The sequence below is a fragment of the Mycolicibacterium rutilum genome, from assembly GCF_900108565.1.
GTDB lineage: Bacteria > Actinomycetota > Actinomycetes > Mycobacteriales > Mycobacteriaceae > Mycobacterium > Mycobacterium rutilum.
The window spans coordinates 4140461-4158380 of record NZ_LT629971.1; the positions used below are offsets into that span (position 1 = coordinate 4140461).

At 70.6% G+C, this 17920-nt stretch carries 16 protein-coding genes; 10 read left to right on the forward strand and 6 right to left on the reverse strand.

The genetic code is table 11. From position 1 onward, the window contains the following. Window positions 1-168 precede the first annotated feature (168 nt). Window positions 169-1173, forward strand: coding sequence for an esterase family protein (locus tag BLW81_RS20150; protein ID WP_083408704.1), 1005 nt, complete (start codon window positions 169-171; stop codon window positions 1171-1173). 84 nt (window positions 1174-1257) lie between these two features. Here the strand turns inward: BLW81_RS20150 and BLW81_RS20155 are convergent, their stop codons facing one another. Then, complete coding sequence (locus BLW81_RS20155; protein ID WP_235632048.1) at window positions 1258-1986, reverse strand: SDR family oxidoreductase; 729 nt, start codon at window positions 1984-1986, stop codon at window positions 1258-1260. A gap of 97 nt (window positions 1987-2083) precedes the next feature. Between BLW81_RS20155 and lon the strand changes: the two genes are divergently transcribed. The 6 genes from lon (at window position 2084) to BLW81_RS20185 (ending at window position 7659) form a co-directional block, all read left to right on the forward strand. Beyond that, window positions 2084-4405 carry an endopeptidase La gene (gene lon / locus BLW81_RS20160; RefSeq protein ID WP_083408705.1) on the forward strand — a complete coding sequence of 774 codons (2322 nt, stop codon included), beginning with the start codon at window positions 2084-2086 and terminating at the stop codon, window positions 4403-4405. A 69-nt stretch (window positions 4406-4474) separates the two neighbouring features. Further along, window positions 4475-4807 carry a TfoX/Sxy family protein gene (locus BLW81_RS20165; RefSeq protein ID WP_083408706.1) on the forward strand — a complete coding sequence of 111 codons (333 nt, stop codon included), beginning with the start codon at window positions 4475-4477 and terminating at the stop codon, window positions 4805-4807. A gap of 19 nt (window positions 4808-4826) precedes the next feature. After that, the gene (locus BLW81_RS20170; RefSeq protein ID WP_083408707.1) at window positions 4827-5468 is read left to right on the forward strand and encodes an HhH-GDP family DNA glycosylase; all 642 of its coding nucleotides are present in this window, start codon (window positions 4827-4829) and stop codon (window positions 5466-5468) included. A 7-nt stretch (window positions 5469-5475) separates the two neighbouring features. Beyond that, on the forward strand, window positions 5476-6204 hold the full coding sequence (locus BLW81_RS20175; protein ID WP_083408708.1) for a DUF72 domain-containing protein: 729 nt from the start codon (window positions 5476-5478) through the stop codon (window positions 6202-6204). Window positions 6205-6255: 51 nt separating this feature from the next. Continuing rightward, window positions 6256-6840 (forward strand): hypothetical protein, encoded by a 585-nt coding sequence (locus BLW81_RS20180; RefSeq protein WP_083408709.1) that lies wholly within the window; start codon window positions 6256-6258, stop codon window positions 6838-6840. Between the two features lie 21 nt (window positions 6841-6861). Then, window positions 6862-7659, forward strand: a complete 798-nt coding sequence (locus BLW81_RS20185; protein ID WP_083408710.1) for an SDR family NAD(P)-dependent oxidoreductase — start codon at window positions 6862-6864, stop codon at window positions 7657-7659. Here the strand turns inward: BLW81_RS20185 and BLW81_RS20190 are convergent, their stop codons facing one another. The 3 genes from BLW81_RS20190 to BLW81_RS20200 are packed head-to-tail and all read right to left on the reverse strand — an operon-like array spanning window position 7660 to window position 12292. Next, window positions 7660-9132, reverse strand: a complete 1473-nt coding sequence (locus BLW81_RS20190) for an acetyl-CoA acetyltransferase (protein ID WP_157897976.1) — start codon at window positions 9130-9132, stop codon at window positions 7660-7662. Beyond that, window positions 9132-11423, reverse strand: a complete 2292-nt coding sequence (locus tag BLW81_RS20195) for a CoA transferase (RefSeq protein WP_083408712.1) — start codon at window positions 11421-11423, stop codon at window positions 9132-9134. Before BLW81_RS20195 ends, BLW81_RS20190 begins: the two co-directional genes overlap by 1 nt. Continuing rightward, complete coding sequence (locus BLW81_RS20200; RefSeq protein WP_083408713.1) at window positions 11420-12292, reverse strand: TIGR03619 family F420-dependent LLM class oxidoreductase; 873 nt, start codon at window positions 12290-12292, stop codon at window positions 11420-11422. Before BLW81_RS20200 ends, BLW81_RS20195 begins: the two co-directional genes overlap by 4 nt. A gap of 99 nt (window positions 12293-12391) precedes the next feature. On the opposite strand from BLW81_RS20200, the gene BLW81_RS20205 reads away from it, so the two are divergent. Both BLW81_RS20205 and BLW81_RS20210 read left to right on the forward strand, forming a co-directional pair. Further along, the gene (locus tag BLW81_RS20205; RefSeq protein WP_083408714.1) at window positions 12392-14812 is read left to right on the forward strand and encodes a phosphoketolase family protein; all 2421 of its coding nucleotides are present in this window, start codon (window positions 12392-12394) and stop codon (window positions 14810-14812) included. 11 nt (window positions 14813-14823) lie between these two features. After that, window positions 14824-15582 carry a CPBP family intramembrane glutamic endopeptidase gene (locus tag BLW81_RS20210; RefSeq protein ID WP_083408715.1) on the forward strand — a complete coding sequence of 253 codons (759 nt, stop codon included), beginning with the start codon at window positions 14824-14826 and terminating at the stop codon, window positions 15580-15582. Here BLW81_RS20210 and BLW81_RS20215 read toward each other — a convergent pair whose 3' ends face one another. Next, complete coding sequence (locus BLW81_RS20215) at window positions 15583-16170, reverse strand: CGNR zinc finger domain-containing protein (RefSeq protein ID WP_083408716.1); 588 nt, start codon at window positions 16168-16170, stop codon at window positions 15583-15585. Between the two features lie 116 nt (window positions 16171-16286). Between BLW81_RS20215 and BLW81_RS20220 the strand changes: the two genes are divergently transcribed. Beyond that, on the forward strand, window positions 16287-16763 hold the full coding sequence (locus BLW81_RS20220; protein ID WP_083408717.1) for a hypothetical protein: 477 nt from the start codon (window positions 16287-16289) through the stop codon (window positions 16761-16763). Here BLW81_RS20220 and BLW81_RS20225 read toward each other — a convergent pair. Beyond that, entirely contained in the window at window positions 16760-17770 is a 1011-nt protein-coding gene (locus BLW81_RS20225) for a zinc-binding alcohol dehydrogenase family protein (protein WP_407662354.1), read from the reverse strand. The genes BLW81_RS20220 and BLW81_RS20225 overlap by 4 nt on opposite strands. Window positions 17771-17920: the final 150 nt, after the last annotated feature.

Consider the following 17920-nt stretch of genomic DNA (forward strand, 5'->3'; position numbering starts at 1 on the left):
CCGCATTCCGGTGTCGGTGAGTCCGCGCCGAGTCAGAATCGTTAGCCAACCGCGACTTCATCACCGCATGTCGGGCGGGGTGTCGGGCACTCCGTGCGTGTTTCATTACGCAGGCATAGCAACGGCAATTGCTTGTGGAAAGCGATGAAAGGTGGGTTGGTTGCCGTTATGAAGTTCTTGGAGAGGTACCGAGGTACCGGCAGAAAATTGATGCGCCGCATGGCGGTCGCTGCCCTCACGGCGGCGGCCCTGCCCGGCCTGATCGGCTTCGTCGGGGGGTCGGCGACGGCCGGGGCGTTCTCGCGGCCGGGGCTGCCGGTCGAATATCTGGATGTGTTCTCGGCGGCGATGAACCGCAACATCCGGATCCAGTTCCAGGGCGGCGGACCGCACGCGGTCTATCTGCTCGACGGGCTGCGCGCGCAGGACGATTACAACGGCTGGGACATCAACACCCCGGCGTTCGAGTGGTACCACCAGTCGGGGTTGTCGGTGGTCATGCCGGTCGGCGGCCAGTCGAGCTTCTACACCGACTGGTATCAGCCGTCGCGGGGCAACGGCCAGGACTACACCTACAAGTGGGAGACGTTCCTGACGCAGGAGCTGCCCGCGTGGCTGGAGGCCAATCGCGGTGTGTCGCAGACGGGTAACGCGGTGGTCGGCATCTCGATGGCCGGCAGCTCCGCGCTGACCTACTCGATCTACTACCCGCAGAAGTTCATCTACGCGGCGTCGCTGTCGGGCTTCTTGAACCCGTCCGAGGGCTGGTGGCCGATGTTGATCGGGCTCGCGATGAACGATGCGGGCGGCTACAACGCCGAGAGCATGTGGGGTCCGTCGTCGGATCCGGCGTGGAAGCGCAACGACCCGATGGTCAACATCAACCAGCTGGTCGCCAACAACACCCGCATCTGGATCTACTGCGGCACCGGCACCCCGTCGGACCTGGACTCCGGAGCGGCGGGCCAGAACCTGATGGCCGCGCAGTTCCTCGAAGGGTTCACGCTGCGGACCAACATCACCTTCCGCGACAACTACGTCGCGGCCGGTGGCACCAACGGCGTCTTCAACTTCCCGGCCCAGGGAACTCACAGCTGGGGCTACTGGGGCCAACAGCTGGAGATGATGAAGCCTGACATCCAGCGGGTGCTCGGAGCGCAAGCCAGCGCCTAGGAACCCGCTCGATCCACCCGGATCCACCCACAACAGGGAGCCTGCCGTACCCCCCGAACGGCAGGCTCCCTGCCATGTGTGGGGTCAGTTCTGCACGGTCGGGCGGATCACCAGCTCGCCGATCTCCACGTCGCGCGGCTGCTCGAGCGCGAACGCGACCGCACGGGCGACGGCCTCGGGTGCGATCGCGAAAGCGGGCATGTGCGAACCGGGTTCGACGTTCTCGCCCGGAGCGCCGAGGTCGGTGCGCACGTAGCCGGGTGAGATCGCGGTCGTGCGGATCACGCCGTCGGTGGACTCCTGGCGCAGCGCCTCCAGCGCGGTCCTGACCGCATTCTTCGTAGCCGCGTAGACGCCCATCTCGGGCACGATCTTCATGCCCGCCGTCGACACCGTCGTGACAAAGTCACCGTGGCCCTGCCGCAAGAACACCGGCATCGCCGCCGCGATCCCGTGCAGCACGCCGCGCAGGTTGACGTCGATCATCGCCGTCCAGGCCTCGATATCGCCGTCGGCGAACGGGCCGAGCGAGGCGACACCGGCGTTGTTCACCAGGACGTCGAGCCGGCCGAACTCGTCGACCGCGGTCGACACCAGCCGGACCAGGTCGTCGGCGCGCGTGACGTCGGTGGCGACGGTGCGGACTCGCTCGGGGGCAAGGTCGGCGGCGATCCGGTCGAGTCGGTCGGTGCGGCGGGCGCCCAGCACCAGGCGGGCGCCGCGGGCGGCGAGCAGACGGGCGACGGCCTCGCCGATGCCGCTGCTGGCACCGGTCACGGCCGCGACCGTGTCGTAGAGGGGTTCTTCAGTCACGTTGGTCACGACTCCGGGCGGGCCGTCGGTATTCCGCCGGGGAACAAACCCGGCGCTGGTGGAGTTGAGCGCATCAGACTCAAACTTTGGAGGATTGATGGCTGAAGTCAAGACGGTTCCGGTCTTGTTCTCGAGCGAGTCGATCGTGCTGCCCGGCATGGTGGTGCCGATCGAGCTCGATGATGCCGCCCGCGCCGCGGTCGACGCCGCACGCGCCAGCGAGTCCGGTGAACTGCTGATCGCCCCGCGGCTCGACGACCGGTATCCCTCGTACGGCGTGCTGGCCACGATCGTGCAGATCGGCCGCATGGTCGGCGGGCCCGCCGCCGTGGTGCGCGGCGGCAGCCGGGCGCACATCGGCGCCGGCGCGACCGGCCCCGGCGCTGCGCTGTGGGTGGAGGTTACCGAGGTCGCCGAGAACCAACCCGGCGACGAGACGTTCAAGCTGGCCGCGGAGTACAAGAAGCTCCTGCTGGCCATGCTGCAGCGACGCGAGGCGTGGCAGATCATCGATTTCGTCAACCAGCTGTCGGATCCGTCCGCGCTGGCCGACACCGCCGGCTATGCGTCGTATCTGACCCAGGTGCAGAAGCGGCAACTGCTCGAGACGCCCGACGTCGCCGAGCGGCTGCGCGCGCTGATCGAGTGGACGGGCGATCAACTGGCCGAGGTCGAGGTCAACGAGAAGATCGCCGAGGACGTCCGCGAGGGCATGGAGAAGACGCAGAAGGAGTTCCTGCTGCGCCAGCAACTGGCGGCGATCCGCAAGGAACTCGGCGACGACGACGGGACCGGTTCCTCGGACGACTACCGCAGCCGCATCGAGGCGGCCGACCTTCCCGACAACGTCCGCGAGGCGGCGCTGCGCGAGGTCGGCAAGCTTGAGCGCGCCGGCGACCAGAGCCCGGAGAGCGGCTGGATCCGCACCTGGCTGGACACCGTGCTCGACCTGCCGTGGAGCGTGCACACCGACGACTCCACCGATCTGAAGGCGGCGCGCGACATCCTCGACGCCGACCATCACGGTCTGGAGGACGTCAAGGACCGCATCGTCGAGTACCTGGCCGTGCGGGCGCGCCGCGCCCAGCGTGGTCTGCAGGTCGTCGGCGGCCGCGGTTCGGGCGCGGTGATGGTGCTGGCCGGTCCGCCCGGGGTCGGCAAGACCTCGCTCGGCGAGAGCGTCGCACGGGCGCTGGGCCGCAAGTTCGTCCGCGTCGCCCTGGGCGGCGTGCGCGACGAGGCCGAGATCCGCGGGCACCGGCGCACGTACGTCGGCGCGCTGCCCGGCCGCATCGTGCGCGCCATCGGCGAGGCGGGTTCGATGAACCCGGTCGTGCTGCTCGACGAGATCGACAAGGTGGGCTCCGACTTCCGCGGTGACCCCGCGGCGGCGCTGCTGGAGGTGTTGGATCCGGCGCAGAACCACACGTTCCGCGACCACTACCTCGACCTCGACCTGGACCTGTCGGACGTGGTGTTCCTGGCGACGGCCAACGTCATCGAGAACATCCCGTCGGCCCTGCTGGACCGCATGGAGCTGGTGCAGATCGACGGTTACACCGAAGACGACAAGGTCGCGATCGCGCGTGACTTCCTGCTGCCGCGGCAGCGGGAAAGGGCGGCCCTCACCGATGGTGAAGTCGAGGTCACAGATGCCGCGCTGCGCAAGGTCGCCGCCGACTACACCCGCGAGCCTGGCGTGCGCCAGTTCGAGCGGTTGCTGGCCAAGGCGATGCGCAAGGTGACGACGAAGCTGGCCTCGACGCCGGGTCCGATCGTCATCGACGAGCCGGATCTCGTTGAGTACCTGGGCCGTCCGCGGTTCCTGCCCGAATCGGCCGAACGCACGGCGGTGCCCGGGGTGGCGACCGGGCTGGCGGTCACCGGGCTCGGCGGCGATGTGCTCTACATCGAGGCCGGCGCGACCGACGGCGAACCGGGCCTGCAGCTGACCGGGCAGCTGGGCGACGTCATGAAGGAGTCCGCGCAGATTGCGCTGTCCTACGTGCGCTCGCACGCCGAGCAACTCGGTGTCGACCCCAAGGCGCTCGACCGGCGCATCCACGTCCACGTGCCCGCCGGTGCGGTCCCCAAGGACGGACCGTCGGCGGGTGTGACGATGGTGACGGCGCTGGTCTCGATGGCCACCGGCCGGCAGGTGCGGTCGGACGTCGGGATGACCGGCGAGGTCACGCTCAACGGTCGGGTGCTGCCGATCGGCGGCGTCAAGCAGAAGCTGCTCGCCGCGCAACGGGCCGGTCTGGCAACCGTTTTCATCCCGCAGCGCAACGAGGCGGATCTCGATGACGTGCCCGCCGATGTGCTCGACGCGTTGGAGGTCAAACCGATGACCGACGTCGCCGACATCGTCGCGCAGGCGCTGGCGCCGGTCGAGGAGCGCGCCACCGTCGCCGCCTGATGTGAAGATTGCCTTCAGGGTCGTGATCGTTGTCCGGTCACGACCCTGAACGCAATATACGGTCGTCGCATGGCCTATGACGAAGACCTGGCCCACCGCATCCGCGAACTGCTCACCGGGCAGCGCGGTGTCGACGAGAAGCGGATGTTCGGCGGACTGGCGTTCCTCGTCGACGGTCACATGGCGGTGGCGGTCAGCGGACGCGGCGGCCTGATGGTGCGGGTGCCACCGGCCGAGGCCGCCACGCTGCTCGCCCGCCCGCACGTCGAGCCGATGACGATGGCGGGCCGCGAGATGCGTGGGTGGCTGCTGGTCGGCGTGGACGGGTTGCGGACCAAACGACAGCTGCAGCCCTGGGTCGCGCGCGGTGTGGACTTCGCCAGGAGTTTGCCCCCGAAATAGCCCGGGTACGTCAGCCGGGATGGACGCCGCAGCGCAGAAGAAGACCGTCGCGAACCTGCTCGAGCAGGCCGGCACCACCTACGCCCGGCAGGCCGGAATCCGGTTGGCGGACAAACCGATGCCGCTGTTCCAGCTGCTGACGCTGTGCATGCTGGCCAGCAAACCGATCGACGCCGGCATCGCGGTGGCCGCGGCCAGGGAGCTGTTCGGCGCCGGACTGCGCACGCCCAAAGCCGTCACCGCCGCCGACCGCGCCGAGATGATCCGTGCGTTCGGCCGCGCGCACTACGTCCGCTACGACGAGAGCTCGGCCACCCGCCTGACCGACATCGCGGCGGCCACCGTCGAGGAGTACGGCGGCGACCTGCGCAGGCTCGACGGGGTCGCCGAGCACGACGCCGCCGCACTGACCGGTGCGCTCAAACAGTTCAAGGGCATCGGCGACACCGGCGCCGACATCTTCCTGCGCGAGGTGCAGGACACCTGGACGTGGCTGCGTCCGTACTTCGACGACCGTGCCGTGGCGGCGGCCCGCTCACTCGGATTACCGGGTGCGCCAGACAAACTCGGTGCCCTGGCGCCGCGGCGCAACGCCGACCTGGCCGCGGCGCTGGTGCGGGTGTCGCTCGACGACGAGCTGCGCGACGCGGTGCGGGGATGAGACCGCGGTGATCCGGATCGGCACGTCGGGATGGTCCTACGACCACTGGAAGGACGTGCTGTATCCGACGGGCACACCGGTGGCCAAGCGGTTGGCGCGCTACGTCGCCGAGTTCGACACCGTCGAGCTCAACGCGAGCTTCTACCGGTGGCCCAAGGACGAGGCGTTCGCCGGCTGGCGCCAACGGCTGCCCGACGGGTTCACCATGTCGGTCAAGGCCCAGCGCGGACTCACCCACTACCGGCGGCTGCGCGAACCCGAGCCGTGGATCGAGCGGTTCGACCGGTGCTGGACGCTGCTCGGGGACCGCAGCGAGGCGCTGCTGGTGCAGCTGCATCCGGAGCTGGAGCGCGACGACGCCCGCCTCGAGCACTTCCTCACCCTGATGCCCGAGCGCATCCCCGTCGCGATGGAACTGCGGCACCCGTCCTGGGGCGACCCCGCCGTCTACGAGCTGCTCGAACGGCACGACGCCGCCTACGTGGTGATGAGCGGCGCCCACCTCCGCTGCGTGCCCAGGGCGACCAGCGGCCGGGTGTACATCCGCATGCACGGCCCCGATCAGGACTCGCTGTACGCCGGGTCGTACCCCGACGACGAACTGCGGCGGTGGGCCGACCGGATCCGCGCCTGGGACGAGGAGGGCCGACGGGTCCTCGTCTACTTCAACAACGACCTCGGCGGGCACGCCGTGCGCAACGCCTGCACGCTGCGGGCGATGCTGGCCGAGCGGTGAGCGACCCCGCATGCCGGCGCCCGGAGCGGTTGCGGCACGCTGAGAGCCGAAATGCGTGCGACATGTCTGATCGCGGCCGCCGCGGTCCTCGCGGCGGGCTGCTCGGGTGAGCGGATCTTCACCACCGACGAACCACGGGTCACGATGCCGACGACCCCCACCAGCACCCCGGCGCTGCCGCCGCCGGCCGGGCCGCACCTGGTCGACGCGTTCGACTACGTCGCGCACCCGCAGGGTGCGGCGGTCTACTACTTCACCTCCCCCAGCGGCCGCTGGGCGTGCGCGATCCTGCCGCGTGACCGGGCCGGGTGTCAGTCCACGGCCGGGCAGGCCATCGGCGTCACCGGCGCTCCCGATTCCGTGCTCGACGCCGCAGGCGAGGAGACCGCGCCGAACGCCATCGTCGTCGACCGCGACGGCGACCCGCGCTTTGTCGCGGTGGAACCGGACGAATTCGTGGCCGAGGATGCAAAAGTGTTGCCGTTCAACCGCATTCTCGCCGTCGCCGGTTTCCGCTGCAACATCCAGGAAGAGACCGGGGTCTCGTGCGCGAGCGAGCGCACCGGCAAGGGGTTCAGTTTCGCGGCCGACGGATTCGTGCCGCAGTACACCGAGGTGCCCCCGGGCGCCCCGTAGCGCGCGAGGAAGGCGGTCGACGTGAAGATCGAATCCGGACAGGTCGCGGTCGTGACCGGCGGAACCAGCGGCATCGGCTTCGCGCTCGCCGACCACCTGACCCGACGCGGTGTCGCGGTGATGATCGCCGACATCCGCGAGGACGCGATCCCCGCGGCGGTCGACGCCCTGTCGGACCGCCCGGGCGCCGCCGCCGGGGTGCGGGTCGACGTGCGCGAGGCCGCCGAGGTCGACGCCCTGGCCGACACCACCCTCGACCGCTTCGGCCGCGTCGACCTGGTGTGCAACAACGCGGGCGTCGTCTGCGAACAGACGCCGGCGTGGGAGCAGGCGTTGCCGACGTGGCGCCGGCTGATCGACGTCAAACTCATGGGAGCCGTGAACGGGGTGCGGACCTTCGCGCCGATCCTCATCACCCAAGGGACGGGCCACTTCCTCAACACCGCCTCCGCAGGCGGCCTGATCGCACTGCCCGACCTGGCGCCCTACAGCGCGACCATGCACGCCGTGGTCGGCCTGACCGAGACGTTGAATGTCGAATTGCGCTCCGCATCACCGCAATTGGGCGCCACCGTGCTCTGCCCCGGCATGGTCGACACGCCGCTGGGCCCGAACTCGGCGGCGCTCACCCCACCCGGCGCGGTCAGCGTGCCCAACGACCGCGACGACGACGCGATGCGCGGTGCGATCAGCCCGGCGGTGGTCGCCGACGCCGCGATCGCCGCGGTCGAGGCGGACCGGGTGCACGCCGTCGTCGGTCCCGGCGCCGCAGAGGCCGCGCGGAACCGGATCGACCGGCTGCTGGCGGATCTCGAGTGATCAGACCAGCGCCGCGGTCCCATCGGCGTTGACCCGCACCTTCGCCCCGGCGATGTCGTCGTCGACCGTCGCCGCCGCCTCGGCCGCATCGCCGATCACCGCGAGCACCCGCGCGTCGTCGGGGGTGCGCACCGACAGGAACGCCTTTTCCGGCGCGCCGTCGCGATCGAACGGTGTCGTCCAGCTCTCCACCGTCCCGACACCTTCCCACTCGACCACGGCGGTCCGGGTCGGTTCCCGGTCGACGGCGGGCTGGACGTCCTCCCAACGGAATCCGTGTGCCGGCGGTTCGGCGCTGTAGACGCCGAAACTGTGCTTGGTGAGGTAGCCGCCGTTGGCGGTGACCAGCCCGCGCTTGCCCGGCTCGGCGGCGAGCCGTTCGGCCATGGTGGCGATCGAGTGGGTGACGTAGTTGTTCCACGGCCCGCCCGCGAACGTCAGACCGCCCGTCACGGTGAGGGGCCGGGCGGGATCGCCGATCGGCAGCCCGAGTTCGGTGGCGGCGACCTGCACCGCGGACGGGAAGCACGAATACAGGTCGATCAGGTCGACGTCGTCGATGTCGAGGCCGGCCAGTTCGAGGGCGCGCCGGCCGCCGATCCGGATCGCCGGGGAGGTGTGGAACTCGGCCCGCTCGCCGATCGCATAGGTGTCGTGGGAGTCGGTGCCCGCGTAGGGAAACACCCAGCGCTCCTTCGGGATCTGCAGATACTCGGCCTTCTCGGCGGCCGCCAGCACCAGCACCGCGGCCTGGTCGACCATGTTGTTGGAGTTCATCAGCTTGGGGTACGGCCAGCTGATCATCCGGTTGTCGGGACCCTCGCGCCAGATCTGCTCACCGGACAGCGCGGTGCGGTTCCACGCGTGCGGATTGGCCGCGGCCGCCGCGCTGAACTGGGCCCACAGTTCGCCGAGGTGCCGCCGGTGCTCCTCGGGCGAGCGGCCCGCGGCGATCCGCAGTGCCTGCTCGAACATCGGGTAGACGTAGGCAGGCCGGTCGAGGTGGATGCGGTTCTCGGCGGGTCCGGCCATCGGCACCCCGCCGTCGTCGGCGCCGTCGGCCATCGGCACCGACTCGTCCTGGCGCGTCCAGTCCGGTTTGCGGCCGTTGCGCCGCAACCGGCTTCGCGTGCGCCACGTCTCGGCGCCGGCGATCAGCACGACGTCGGCGCGCCCGGCTTGAATGTCGCGGCAGGCCTCGTTGACCAGTGACTGCGGCGTGTTGCCGCCGATGCCGGTATAGCGGGTGCGGGCATCGGAAGCGCGAATACGTTGCGCCAGAAGCAGACCCGGATCGCGGTACCGCCACGACAGCAGATTGACCACCCGCACCGAGTCGACGGTCTGCAGTACCCGTGGATCGGCGCCGGCGCGCGCGGCCGCGACCATCAGATCGACCGGCTCGACCTCGGGGTGCTCGTCGCGCTGGTTGACCTGTCCGTAGCCGACCAGCACCGGTGTCCTGGGATCCATCATGTCCTTTCGTCATCGGCGAACAGCGCGCCGCACGCGATCAGCCGCTCGGTCTCGTCGCCCGGCATGCCGAGCAATTCGCGGCAGATCTCGCGGGTGTGCTCCCCCGCCGTCGGGGCCGGACGCAGCTCGGCCGGCGGGATGTCGATGAACGGGGCGGGCCCGGTCTCGGTCAGCAGCGGCGATTCGAACAGCCGGTGCGTCATGTCGGTGAACACCTTTCGCGCCCGCACCTGCGGATCGGTCGGGATGTCGACCGCACGGTTCATCGGGGCCGCCGCCACGCCTGCCTCCTGCAGCAGCTGCGCCACCTCCGTCTTGTCCCGGCTACCGGTCCAGCCCACCATATCCACGCTCCCGGTCAGCCCGGCGAGTCGCCCACCGTCCGCGTCGGATTCGAGGGAGACGACGCACCATTCGTCGTCGCCGGCGCACGGATACACCGCATGCACGTCGGTGCCCTCGGCCACGTCCAGGCCCGCGGCGCGGGCGGATTCGGCGATGTAGCTTGCCGCCAACTGATGGATGGCCGTTTCGGCCTGGGAGACGTGCACGTGCGCGGGGGCGCCGGTGCGCTCCCGCCGGATCAGCGCGGCGAGCGCACCGATCGCGGTGGTCCGCGCCGACACGTGGTCCGGAAAGATCGTGGTCGCGTCGTAGTACTCCCCGTCGTCGGCCCACAGTGAGCTGACGCCGGTGGCGGCCCGCACCAGCGGCCCGTAGCCCATCCGCTCGCTCCACGGGCCCGTCGCCCCGAACGCGCTGCTCTCGGCGAGCACGATCCGAGGGTTGAGCTGCCGCAGCCGTTCATACGGGAATCCCAGTGCGGCAAGCGTTCCGGGCTTGAAGTTGGCGAAGACCGCGTCGGACTCGGCGACCAGCCTGGCGAACAGCGCGGCACCGTCGGGGTGGCGCAGGTCGAGTCCGAGGCTGCGTTCGTTGCGGTGTGTCAGCGCCCACGACCTGCTCATCACCTGGCCGGGCGGGGTCTGCCGCAGACCGTCGGGGTAGGCGGCGCTCTCCACCTTGATGACGTCGGCGCCGAGGTCGGCGAACAACCGGCCCAGTTCGCCGCCGGCGACGATCACGCCCAGGTCGAGGATGCGCACCCCGTCGAACGGCCGTCGCGTCGCGGCCGTGCCGGCGCCCAGCGGTGGGTCCGACCACGCCGGTGCGCTCGATCCGGCGGGCGGCGCGAACCAGCGCACGCCGGCGCGGCCACCGTCGACGACGAACGGACCGACGGGTGCCACGACGTCGGCGCTGCCGAGTCGCACGGTGGTCAACGCCCCGGCGGCGCGAAAGTGCTCGGCCGCCAACGCCTCTGCCGGGGTCAGCACCGCCGCGACCGGCACGCCGCGGGCCTGGCCCTCGGCGACCAGCTCGCCCATCGTCCGGCCGGCGAACAGCGCGGCGATCGCGGCGTTGAGTTCCCGCGACGCCGCGTAGCGCGCCGCGATGGTGTCGAACTTCGGGTCCGCGAACTGGAGGGGTTCGCCGAGCCAGGCGCGCATCCCGCGCCACTGCCGCGGCGAGAGCAGGCACAGCCGCACCCGCCCGTCCGCACAGTCGAAGATCGGGTAGATGTTCTGGTTGCGCGGCCTGCCGCGCCAGATCTCGGTGGTCTTCTTGATCCCGACGGCCGCCTGCCCCTCCGAACCGAAGGGCGGGTCCAGCGACTGCAGCACCCCCTCGAAGCGGGAGAAGTCGATGTATTCGCCTGCGCCGCTGCGCAACCGGCGGTAGTACGCGGCCAGCGCCGCCCACGCCGCCTGGGCGGCCGCGGTTCCGGAGGCCAGGCCGACCGGCGGCGACACCGGGGTGCCCGCCGTCGGCCCGGTGCGCGACAGCGCGGTCGACAACGCGTACAGCACCGGGTCGGTCGCGCGCCACGACGCGTACGGTCCGGTGGTGCCGAAGTCGGTGACCGACAACGCGACCAGGTGGCCGAACCGCTGCGCCAGTTCGACACAGGAGGTGCCGAATTGCGCTGCACCGCCGGGAATCCCGCCGTCGACGACGATGTCGGCGCCGCCGGCGAGTTCGACGAGCGCGCGGCGGTGTTCGGGATCGGCCGGATCCAGCACGGCGCAGCGCTTGTTCGCGTTGTGCACCGCGAACGCCACGCTCATCCCGGCCACGGCGGGAGCGGCGCCGCGGTCCGGGCTGCCCCCGGGCGGCTCGATCTTCAGCACGTCGGCCCCGAGGTCGGCGAGTAACCGGCCGACGCCGTCGGATCCCGCGCCGCCTAGGTCGAGGACCCGCACCGCGTCGAGCAGCGGCTGGTTCATGCCAACAGCCGTTCCGCCCATCGCAGGTAGTCGTCGGTGTCCTCGGCGACATACATGAGGTCGACGAACACGTCGGGGTAACCGCCGTCGGCCAGCACCCGCACCGCTTCGGCGACGGTGTCGGGGGTGGCGCCCTCGGAGACGTTGATGCGCACCGCGGTGTGGATGTCGGCGGGATCGCGGCCCGCCGCCCGGGCCGCGTCGTCGATGGTCTGACGCTGCATGGTGAGCACGTCGGGCATGACGAAGTCGGGCACCACCGCCACGGGCAGCCAGCCGTCGGCGCGCTGCCCCACCCGCTCGAGCGCGGCCGGGGTCAACGCCGACAGGTAGATCGGCGGGCGGGGCCGCTGCGCGGGTTTGAGGTCGATCCACGACGGCGGCAGCGTCCAGTGCTCGCCGTCATGGGCGGCCGGGTTGGTGGTCCAGATCGACTCGAGCGCGTCGAGCATCTCGTCGAGCTGCGCCCCGCGGCGGCGGAACGGTGCGCCGGCGGCGGTGAACTCCTCAGGCGACCAGCCGATCCCCAAACCGGGCCGCAGCCGCCCGCCGCTGGCCACGTCGATCGCGGTCAGCTGCCGGGCCAGCATCACCGGCTGATACCAGGGGGCGACGAGAACGCTGGCCCCCAGCGTCACCCGCTCGGTGACCGCCGCGGCCAGCGCCAGCGCGATGAACGGATCGAAGCCGGCGCGGAACTGCTCGGGGATGGTGTCCGAGCCGGGGTAACCGACGCTGGGGTCCACGGCCGCGATCAGCCGGTCACCGACCCAGAGGCTGTCGGCGCCCATCTCCTCGGCGGCGGACGCGAAGCGAGCGATATCGGCGCGGGCCGATGCTCCGTACTGTGGCAGCGCGAATCCCAACACGCTGGACAGGCTAGACGGTCCGGTTTGCCGCTGCCTGGACCAGTTATGCCCACCCTCGGCGCATGCGTAGCGACCGGCTCAGCGGGTACCCGACTGCCGATGACTGCGCAGGCACTGTCCCCCACACTCTCCGATGACGAGCTCACCCTGCTCGACGCCTACTGGCGAGCGGCCAACTACCTGTCCGTCGGACAGATCTACCTGCTCGACAATCCGCTGCTGCGCGAGCCGCTCTCGGCCGACCACGTCAAACCGCGACTGCTCGGCCACTGGGGCACCACCCCGGGCCTGAACCTGATCTACGCGCACCTCAACCGGATCATCCGCGAGCGCGACGCCGACGTCATCTACATCACCGGTCCGGGCCACGGCGGTCCCGGCCTGGTGGCCAACGCGTATCTCGAGGGCACCTACAGCGAGGTGTACTCCAACATCTCCGAGGACACCGACGGGCTGCGAAAGCTGTTCCGGCAGTTCTCCTTTCCCGGTGGCATCCCCAGCCACGTCGCGGCCGAGACGCCCGGGTCGATCCACGAGGGCGGCGAACTCGGGTACGCGCTGGTGCACGCCTACGGCGCCGCGTTCGACAACCCCGAACTGGTGGTGGCCTGCGTCATCGGCGACGGCGAGGCCGAAACCGGCCCGCTGGCGGCGAGCTGGCACTCCAACAAGTTCCTCAACCCGGTCACCGACGGCGCGGTGTTGCCGATCCTGCACCTGAACGGCTACAAGATCGCCAATCCGACCGTGCTGTCGCGGATTCCGCAGGAGGAGCTGGAGTCGCTGCTGTTCGGCTACGGCTACCGGCCGATCACCGTTGCCGGCGATGATCCGGCCAACGTGCACCAGCAACTGGCCACCGCGTTCGACGAGGCGTTCGACCAGATCGCCGCGATCCAGCGGGCCGCGCGGCTCGACGGCGAGTCCGGCCGTCCGCTGTGGCCGATGGTGGTGCTGCGCACGCCGAAAGGCTGGACCGGGCCGCGCACCGTCGACGGCAAGAAGGTCGAAGGCACCTGGCGGTCGCATCAGGTTCCGTTGTCGCAGACCCACACCAACCCCGAACACCGCGCGCAGCTGGAGGACTGGCTGCGCAGCTACCGGCCCGAGGAACTGTTCGACGACGACGGCGCGCTGCGGCCACACCTGCGGGCCCTCGCCCCGCAGGGCCCGCGGCGGATGAGCGCCAACCCCCACGCCAACGGCGGACAGCTGCTCAAGGACCTCGACCTGCCGCCGTTCACCGACTACGCCGTGACGGTCGACGAGCCCGCGTCGGAGTCGGCCGAGGCGACCCGCGTGCTCGGCACCTTCCTGCGCGACGTCATCGTCCGCAACGCCGACCGGTTCCGGCTGATGGGCCCCGACGAGACGGCGTCGAACCGCCTGTCGACGACCCTGGAAGCCACCGACAAGGTGTGGCTGGGTGAGCTCGACCCCGACGACGAGAACCTCGGCCCCGAGGGCCGGGTGATGGAGGTGCTCTCCGAACACCTGTGTCAGGGCTGGCTCGAGGGCTATCTGCTGAGCGGTCGGCACGGGTTGTTCAACTGCTACGAGGCCTTCGTGCACATCGTCGACTCGATGCTCAACCAGCACGCCAAGTGGCTCTCGAGCAGCAGGGAGCTGTCCTGGCGGCGGCCGATCGCGTCGCTCAATTACCTTCTGACGAGCCATGTCTGGCGGCAGGACCACAACGGAGCCTCGCACCAGGACCCCGGCTTCATCGACCACGTCGCCAACAAGCGCCCCGAGGTGGTGCGGGTGTATCTGCCGCCGGACGCCAACACGCTGCTGTCGGTGGCCGACCACTGCCTGCGCAGCCGCCACTACGTCAACGTGATCGTCGCGGGCAAGCAGCCGGCGCTGACGTACCTGAGCATGGACGAGGCGATCGCGCACTGCGCCCGGGGGCTGGGCATCTGGGAGTGGGCGAGCAGTTCGACCGGGCGCGAACCCGATGTGGTGCTGGCGTGTGCCGGGGACATCCCGACGCTCGAAACGGTGGCCGCCGCCGACATCCTGCGCCGCGAACTGCCCGAGCTGGCGGTGCGCGTGATCAACGTCGTCGACATCATGCGCCTGCAACCCGACACCGAACACCCGCACGGGATGTCCGACCACGAGTTCGACTCGCTGTTCACCGCGGACAAGCCGGTGATCTTCGCCTACCACGGCTATCCGTGGCTGATCCACCGGCTGACGTACCGGCGCACCAACCACGCCAACCTGCACGTGCGCGGGTTCAAGGAGCGGGGCACCACCACCACGCCGTTCGACATGGTGATGCTCAACGACCTGGACCGGTTCCACCTGGTGCTCGACGTCATCGACCGTGTTCCGGGACTGGCCAACCGCGCCGCGGTGCTGCGCCAGCGGATGATCGACGCCCGGCTGGCGGCCAGGAGCTACACCCGCGAGCACGGCGAGGACGACCCGGCGATCTCCGACTGGACCTGGGACCCCGCCTATCAAGGCCCGTCGCTGTCGCAGGACACTCGCAGCGAACGCGATCGCTAGACTGAATTCTCGTGTCCGACCACGCCGCGTCAGCCCAGCACCCGCTGGTCGAACAGCTCTCCGCGCTGCACCACTTCCGCACCTACGTCGACATCGCCGTGGTCGTGGTGGTGCTTGCGCTGACGAACCTGATCGCGCACTTCACCACGCCGTGGGCCAGCGTCGCGACGGTGCCCGCGGCGGCCGTGCTGCTGGTGGCGCTGGTCCGCTCCCGCGGGCTGGGCTGGGCCGAACTGGGGCTGAGCCGCGAGCACTGGCGGGCCGGCGCGGGCTACGCGCTGGCCGCCGTCGGCGTGGTGCTCACGGTCATCGCGGTCGGCGCGCTGCTGCCGTGGACCCGGCCGATGTTCATGAACAACAACTACGCGACGATCTCGGGCGCCCTGATCGCGTCGATGATCATCATCCCGCTGCAGACCGTGATCCCCGAGGAGCTGGCGTTCCGCGGTGTCCTGCACGGCGCGCTGAACCGCGCCTGGGGCTGGCGTGGGGTGGCCGCGGGCGGCTCACTGCTGTTCGGGCTCTGGCACATCGCCACCTCGTTCGGGCTGACCAGCAGCAACGTCGGGTTCACCCGGCTGTTCGGCGGCGGGATCCTGGGCACCGTCGCGGGTGTGGTGCTCGCGGTGGCCGCGACCGCCGTCGCCGGGTTCGTGTTCACCTGGCTACGGCGGCGCAGCGGCAGCCTGATCGCTCCGATCGCGCTTCATTGGTCGCTCAACGGGCTCGGGGCCCTGGCCGCGGCCTTCGTGTGGCACCTGTCGACCTGATCAGTTCGGCGCGCGCCTGCGGGCGCGGAACTCGCGGTTCTTGAGCTTGTTGCCGCACGTCGACATCGAGCACCACGTCCCGCCGTGGTTGCGGGACCGGTCGTAGAACGCCCACAGGCACTCCTCGTTCGCGCAGGCCTTCAGAAGCGGCCAGGTGCCGTCACGCTGGGCGTCGCGGACCGCGAGCAGCAGCTCGACGACCCGGTCGCGCAGCGAGTCACCCGTCGCCCCCAACCGCACCTGACCGTCGTCGCCGAGTTCGGCGTGCGCCGCGCCGGCGGCCGCGACCGCCCGCAGCGGCGCCAGCGCCGCCGCGGTCGGGGCCGGCCCACCCGCATTGCTGACCACCATCGCGCGGAACGCCTCGCGCACCTCGCGCAGGAACCGCAGGTCGTCGTCGTTCACGTCGTCGGCGGCGCCGAGCAGGCCCTGTTCGTGCAGCCACGGCCGGGCGTCGTCGCGGTGCGCCAGGCGGTCCGGGCCCGTCGGCAATTCGAAGGTGTTGATCAGGCTCTGGATGCGTGCCAGCCCCGGCGGCGCCGGCTTGGTCTCGGTGTCACCGAGCCAGGTGCGTGGTGCAGAGCTCATGCCTCCAGAGTACGGACACGTAACCGGTAAAGCAATTTGACTAGTCACGCGTGACCTGTGTAACGTGATTAGTGGTCATTACGTCACACACTGCCGAACGAACGAAACCGATGGATATGTCTGACAACTCAGTGCACCAGGTCCTGCCCACCCGTCCCGCTCCCGCGCCGGCCGCCCCCGCACCCGCGCCGCTGCTCGCCCGCGTGGTCGCCCGCGTGAAAGCGGGCAGCTTCGACCGCCGGATCGCGGTCGGGGGCCCGGCCCCCGCAGGCAGCGCGCTGGCGGCCCACTGCGCACGGCTGACGTCGCGCAAAGAACGCGAGTCGCTCGCGCGCGCACTGCGCCGCGTCGTGCAGGACGCCCGCGGACGCGGACCCCTGATGTCCTCACGGGTGCCGCTGAACACCCGCAACATCGCTGCCGCCGAAGACCTGATCGACGCCATCACCCTGCGGTTGCACTCGCCGCGTCCGGTGTCGGCCCGCGGGATGGCCCGGCTCCGCACGCTGCTCGCCGACGGCACCGGGCCGCTGTACCGGTACGGCCGCGGCGATCTGACGGGCCGGTTGGGTGCGGCGCTGGCCGAACTCTAGATCGTCAGCACCGCGGCGCCCGAGACGCGGCCGGCCGCCAGGTCGGCAAGCGCCTCGTCGGCCCGGTCCAGCGGATACTGCGGGCTGGTGACCGCGATGCGGTGCGCGGCCGCGAACTCGAAGAACGCCCGGGCGTCGGCACGCGTGTTCGACGTCACCGAACGCAACTGCCGCTCCTGGAACAGGTGGCGCTGGTAGTTCAGCGTCGGGATGTCGGACAGGTGGATACCGGCGACGGCCAGGATGCCGCCGCGGTCGAGCGCCTCCAGGGCCGGCGGCACCAGATCGCCGACCGGTGCGAACAGGATGGCCGCGTCGAGGGCGACCGGCGGCCGGTCGGCGGCCCCCTGAGCCGACGCCGCGCCCAGCTCCAGCGCCAACTCGCGCGCTCGCTCACCGCGCGTCATGACGTGGACCTCGGCGTCCTGGGCCAGCGCCACCTGCGCGGTCAGGTGTGCGCTGCCGCCGAACCCGTAGATGCCCAGCCGCCCGCCGGCGGGCAGCTCGGCCCGCATGAGCGCGCGGTAGCCGATGATGCCCGCGCACAGCAGCGGCGCCAGCTCCGCGTCGCTGTAGCCGTCCGGCAGGCGATGGGCGTAAGCGCTTGGCACCGTGGCATATTCGGCGTACCCGCCGTCGGCGTCCCAGCCGGTGTAACGGGACTGCGGGCACAGGTTCTCGGATCCGCGCAGACAGTACCGGCACCGCCCGCAGGTGTGGCGCAGCCACGCGATGCCGACCCTGTCCCCGACCGCGAACCCGCCGGCGTCCTCTCCGAGAGCGACCACCTCGCCGACGACCTCGTGGCCAGGCACGACGTCGGCCCGGTGCACGGCCAGATCGCCCTCGGCGACATGCAGATCCGTGCGGCACACCCCGCAGGCGCGCACCGCGACCAGAAGGTCACCGGGACCCGGATGCGGTACCGGAACCTGCGCGCGCTCCAGCGGTCGGGTCCGCACCGGGCCCGGACGCCGGACCTGCCAGGCCGTCATGGTCGAGGTCATCACGCCATCGTCGCGCCGGATCTGCCACGGCACCAGTCGTTCACCGTCGAACGATGCGGATTTGCGTTCCGCCACCGGGAGAAGGTAGGGAAAATCCCGATTCCTATGTCATAACGACGGAATAACCTGGAGGTCACGGCGGCTGTCCGA